Raw genomic sequence first — 4,238 nt, 5'->3', positions numbered from 1 at the left:
AAGAAAACTGAAGGCGAGAACTTACAAAGACTTAATAGAAGGGATTGAATTGGCTATGTTAGAAGTTACTCAAAAAGATATTCGCAATTGGTTTACTCACTGTTGCTACTGTACCTCATAAGTCAGAGAATTGCTATAACTGGTTTTTCTAATTTCTTGAATTATCTAGACACTAATAATATTGCCATAGATAATTTAGGAATTAGCTATGGTCCTAAAGTGGGAAAAGATATTACAACAACTTGGAATTTAGGAGATGATGAATTCGGTAAAGATTGGTTTTTTACCAAAGATGGGGAAGTTGAAATCGAAGAGCTAATTTATCGAGCCAATCCAGATGATGTGGAGATATTTTTGTCATTAGGAAATACCAAAATTGTTAGTTTTGGTTATTCTCCTAATTATTTTATTTCTACTAACGAAATAGATGGAAATATTGTATTTGGACGTAATCTTCTACTGCTCGATCCAGTACGAGCTTTTAAGGAATCTGGTCTAGATTCTTTAGAATCAGGGTTAGCAGATGCTTTTTTAGAAGATGTTAATGCTGCTGGCGGTTGGGTACAACTTTTCTCTGATGGAGTCGTCAATCCAGCCACTGATGTTACCTTTACTATCGAGAATGGTTATCGAGTTTTAACCGTCTCTTTTCCTTTGGAATTAAGGGCTGTGGGTGTACCTGAACCCAGTTCACTATTGGGATTATCTCTATTAGGATTAGGTGCTATTATCTATCGTTGCTGGCGAGTTTTCTAATTGATTTCAATGAAGCTTAATTAACTTAACTCGCTTTTTCTCAGCAGGAAACAAAGAATCTACAAATTGTGCCAAAGATTCTCCATTTTGCTGAGGAATTTACCATTTTAAACTAGATATAGATGATGTCTAGATAGGGTTGGCTGAATAAATCTAAAAACCTTGTTGGATAATATTTTTAGGCTTTTTTGAAATCAAAAAGTGCCAGCCATTGGAGGGATCGGGGGGGAAATTTAGGCTCTTCTCGACTTTCTGTGATAATTTTTGCTTATGGAATCGTGAAATGTTTACTGAGAAAGACTTTTGGGACTATTTTTCTGAAGAAACTATCATTATAGACCTCATTTCCACACAGAAACCAGAAGAGCCAAATTTAGGCACTTTTTCCCTGAAAATTAGGTAATTGACCCCCTGAAAATCGGTAAAACCCTACACCCTATCCCCCATACCCCACACCCTACTCCCACCGAAAAACTTTTTCAGCAGACCCTAAATACAAGGATCGGGAGACAAATCCCAATCCGTTCAGGATAATCGCTTTCACGACTTGCCCAGCTGTGACAATTTCTCCTGGAACCCATTGATACTTGTTCGTTAATAATTTCAACGATTCCTATTTCATCTATAATTCCAGCTACTAATCCTAGATGGTCTAGATTTTTAACTTGAATTTCTGTTGATTAAGTCATGGTCGAACAGCCCACTCGCCTCAGTTTTCCAAGAATATGACGGTTAAAAACGGCGATTTAACTCAATTGAGGTAAATTACCGAAAAAATGCCGATCATCAACCTTAATTCTCAAAAACTGGTTTAAAATTGATTCATAATTTCCATATAAATATGTTCTAACTGTACGGTCTGACGGGCGATAGAATCAATATTAATGCCGTCGAATGCCCGAATAATCTCGCTTAATTCTAGGTGTTCATCTAACCAAAAAGCTAAATCTTTGCCGTAAAATTTGGGAGTAAATCCTAATTGTTTACCTCGATTTATGGCCGCTTCTTGATCCTGGGTATCCATGATAATAATTTCTTTCGCAGGAATGTGCTGACGCAGCTGATTTAAATTACCTTCGGCAATAATACGACCTTGTTTTAAAATTCCTATACGTTGACAGAGACGCTGTGCTTCATCGAGGAGATGGGTAGTTAATAAAATTGTCATTCCCTGTCGCCGTAATTCTCCGATTAAATCCCAAATTTCATAACGAGATTCGATGTCTAAACCAGTAGTTGGTTCATCAAGAATTAATAATTTTGGCTGATGAACAATAGCCACGGCAATATTCATTCGGCGCTGCATTCCACCGCTTAAAGTTTCCACCGGACTACGGGCGCGATCAAGCAAATTTACTGCGGATAAACTGGTTTTGATCCGATGACGACGCTGGGGGCGATCGAGTCCATAAATCTGAGCAAAAAAGTTGAGATTTTCCTCACAAGTAAGGGATTTGTACAATAAATTTTCTTGCGGTGCAACCCCAATTAATTCTTTAGTAACTCTAGAAATTGGCAAATAATTAAAGGTAATTTCTCCCGATGATGGTTTCAATAAATTACAAATTAAATTAATAGTGGTGGTTTTTCCCGCACCATTGGGACCGAGTAAACCGTAAATTTCCCCCGCTTCAATATGAAAGTTTAATTGATCTAATACTAAGCGTCTTCCGTAATTTTTTTTGACATTATTAATAGTCAGCATTTTTAATAAAGTAACAAGGATAGTCAGGATTTTTTAAGCCATCAGCCGTCAGCTAGGTAATAGAACAAATGACATGGAAATTGGCTAATTACACTGAAAAATAAGAAGCTGAATAACTGATGGTGGGTTACGGCGAATAGATAAATTAATGATTAAGTCTGATAATTTGTCTCCGCCTAACCCACCCTACCTAACTGATAACCGATCACTGATCACTGATAACTGATTTACAGTCGGCGTTCAAGGTTTAACATTTGTCGATAGGTAAGCCAACCACCTGCTACCATAGCTAGAGCAAAAAGACAGAGAAAGCGAAAATGAGAGCTAATATCTTGGAGATTTTCGCCCTTTGCCCAAACAGCAATTAAAGCTTCATTCATGTGGTAGATCGGGTTATATTTAGCCAGAGATAGAATATTGTCGGGGAATAAAGCAGTCGGGAGAAAAACGCCGCCTAAAATTAATAAAGGAACCCCAAAAGTTCCCACCAAAGCATTAACATCTTCTGTTCTTTTCGCCAGTTGAGTACCAAGGATAAATCCTAAACCCACATAGGCGGTGATACTAAGGAAAATAATTAATAATTCTAGAGGAATTGAGCCTTTAAAAGTGGCTCCATACTGTTTAGCAATAGAATAAACTAAAACTGTCTGACAGGCGGCAATCGCACAATGGGCGAGAAAAATGCCGATAAAATAGGAAACACCGCTTAAAGGCGATAAAAATAACCGTTTAATCGTTTGTTGTTCCCTTTCTGCTACTACCGTTGCCACGGTTCCCCCCAAACAACTAAAGAAAAGTGCCGCCCCGACGAGGGTGGGAGGAGTAGCCAGAGCCATTGCCTCAGCAAGCTCAATTTTGCCTTTTTCTGCCATAATATAGCCATTTAAGAGCAGGACAAGGATCGGGAAAATGCCCCAGAGGATTAAGCTACGCCCGCGCCGGATTAATTCCACTAAAATTCGTTGAGCGATCGCTAAAATTTCCTGCCAATATTTCATAGAATGTTAGTGTAATTGTTTCTCCCTGTAGAGAAATAAGTTTTTCTACTTTGTGACTTAGGGTTATTGTAAGTGTTCCAGAGCTTGATCGGCGCGCAATCTTACCACTATTTCCGCTTCTGTCTCCCGAATCTGTCCTAAAAGTTCCCGAATCGCCCCGCGAAATGCCGCCGCCGCAGTTCCTAATCCCTGCAATCCGACGATCGCCGCATATCTAACCACCCACTCTGGATCCTCTTGCAAAAGTTTCTCCAGTGCCTTAAAAACTGCCTTCTGAGCCTCAAAAACCCGACTTTCCTCCAAATCAGACCAAATTATATTTCCTAAGCCTCTAGCCGCCCCTCGCCGCACGCTAAAGGAAAAATCACTCACCGCCGCATCAAGCAATAAGTCCAATCCTCGCACATCGCCAATTCCCGCTAGGGCCCGGGTTGCCCAAGCTCTCGCCCCATAATTATAACCGTCTAGGTTGGCCAGTAAATAGGGAACCGCCGCTTTGCCGATGGCGATTAAACCATCCACGGCTGCCACGGAGGCACCGGGGTTATTATATCTCAGGACATCGGTGAGGGTGGGTATTGCCGCTTCACTTTTGGCGGCGGCTAAGTTTTCCACGGCGGTTAGTAACCCATTGGCTGAGTCGGCTTTTTCGACGGCAATAATTAAAGTCTCAACGGTAGGAAGCATTGGTTATCTGTAGAAGGGATGTGGGGGGTAGGGGTTTGGGAGTGGGGTGTGGGGTGTGGAGAAGTGGGGAACTGGGGTGTGGGGTGTGG

4 protein-coding genes and 2 pseudogenes are annotated in these 4,238 nt (G+C 40.7%); 2 read left to right on the top strand and 4 right to left on the bottom strand.

Annotated elements, in window-relative coordinates:
• Positions 1-121: pseudogene (locus O9290_RS24710) on the top strand (IS630-like element ISMae26 family transposase); the annotation flags it as partial.
• Between the two features lie 35 nt (positions 122-156).
• Positions 157-756, top strand: a complete 600-nt coding sequence (locus O9290_RS24705) for a PEP-CTERM sorting domain-containing protein (RefSeq protein ID WP_002789962.1) — start codon at positions 157-159, stop codon at positions 754-756.
• A gap of 490 nt (positions 757-1,246) precedes the next feature.
• Here the strand turns inward: O9290_RS24705 and O9290_RS24700 are convergent.
• From O9290_RS24700 to cpcF, 4 genes and pseudogenes are all read right to left on the bottom strand, one after another.
• A pseudogene (locus tag O9290_RS24700) lies at positions 1,247-1,427 on the bottom strand (DUF4277 domain-containing protein); the annotation flags it as partial.
• A 140-nt stretch (positions 1,428-1,567) separates the two neighbouring features.
• Positions 1,568-2,461 (bottom strand): ABC transporter ATP-binding protein, encoded by an 894-nt coding sequence (locus O9290_RS24695; protein WP_002761936.1) that lies wholly within the window; start codon positions 2,459-2,461, stop codon positions 1,568-1,570.
• 227 nt (positions 2,462-2,688) lie between these two features.
• Complete coding sequence (locus O9290_RS24690; RefSeq protein ID WP_002761938.1) at positions 2,689-3,462, bottom strand: ABC transporter permease; 774 nt, start codon at positions 3,460-3,462, stop codon at positions 2,689-2,691.
• 63 nt (positions 3,463-3,525) lie between these two features.
• On the bottom strand, positions 3,526-4,149 hold the full coding sequence (gene cpcF, locus O9290_RS24685) for a C-phycocyanin alpha-cysteine-84 phycocyanobilin lyase subunit CpcF (protein ID WP_288054648.1): 624 nt from the start codon (positions 4,147-4,149) through the stop codon (positions 3,526-3,528).
• Between the last annotated feature and the right edge of the window lie 89 nt (positions 4,150-4,238).

The sequence above is a fragment of the Microcystis sp. LE19-41.2A genome (assembly GCF_027530405.1).
Classification (GTDB): domain Bacteria; phylum Cyanobacteriota; class Cyanobacteriia; order Cyanobacteriales; family Microcystaceae; genus Microcystis; species Microcystis aeruginosa.
This window is presented reverse-complemented; position numbering and strand designations above follow the sequence as displayed.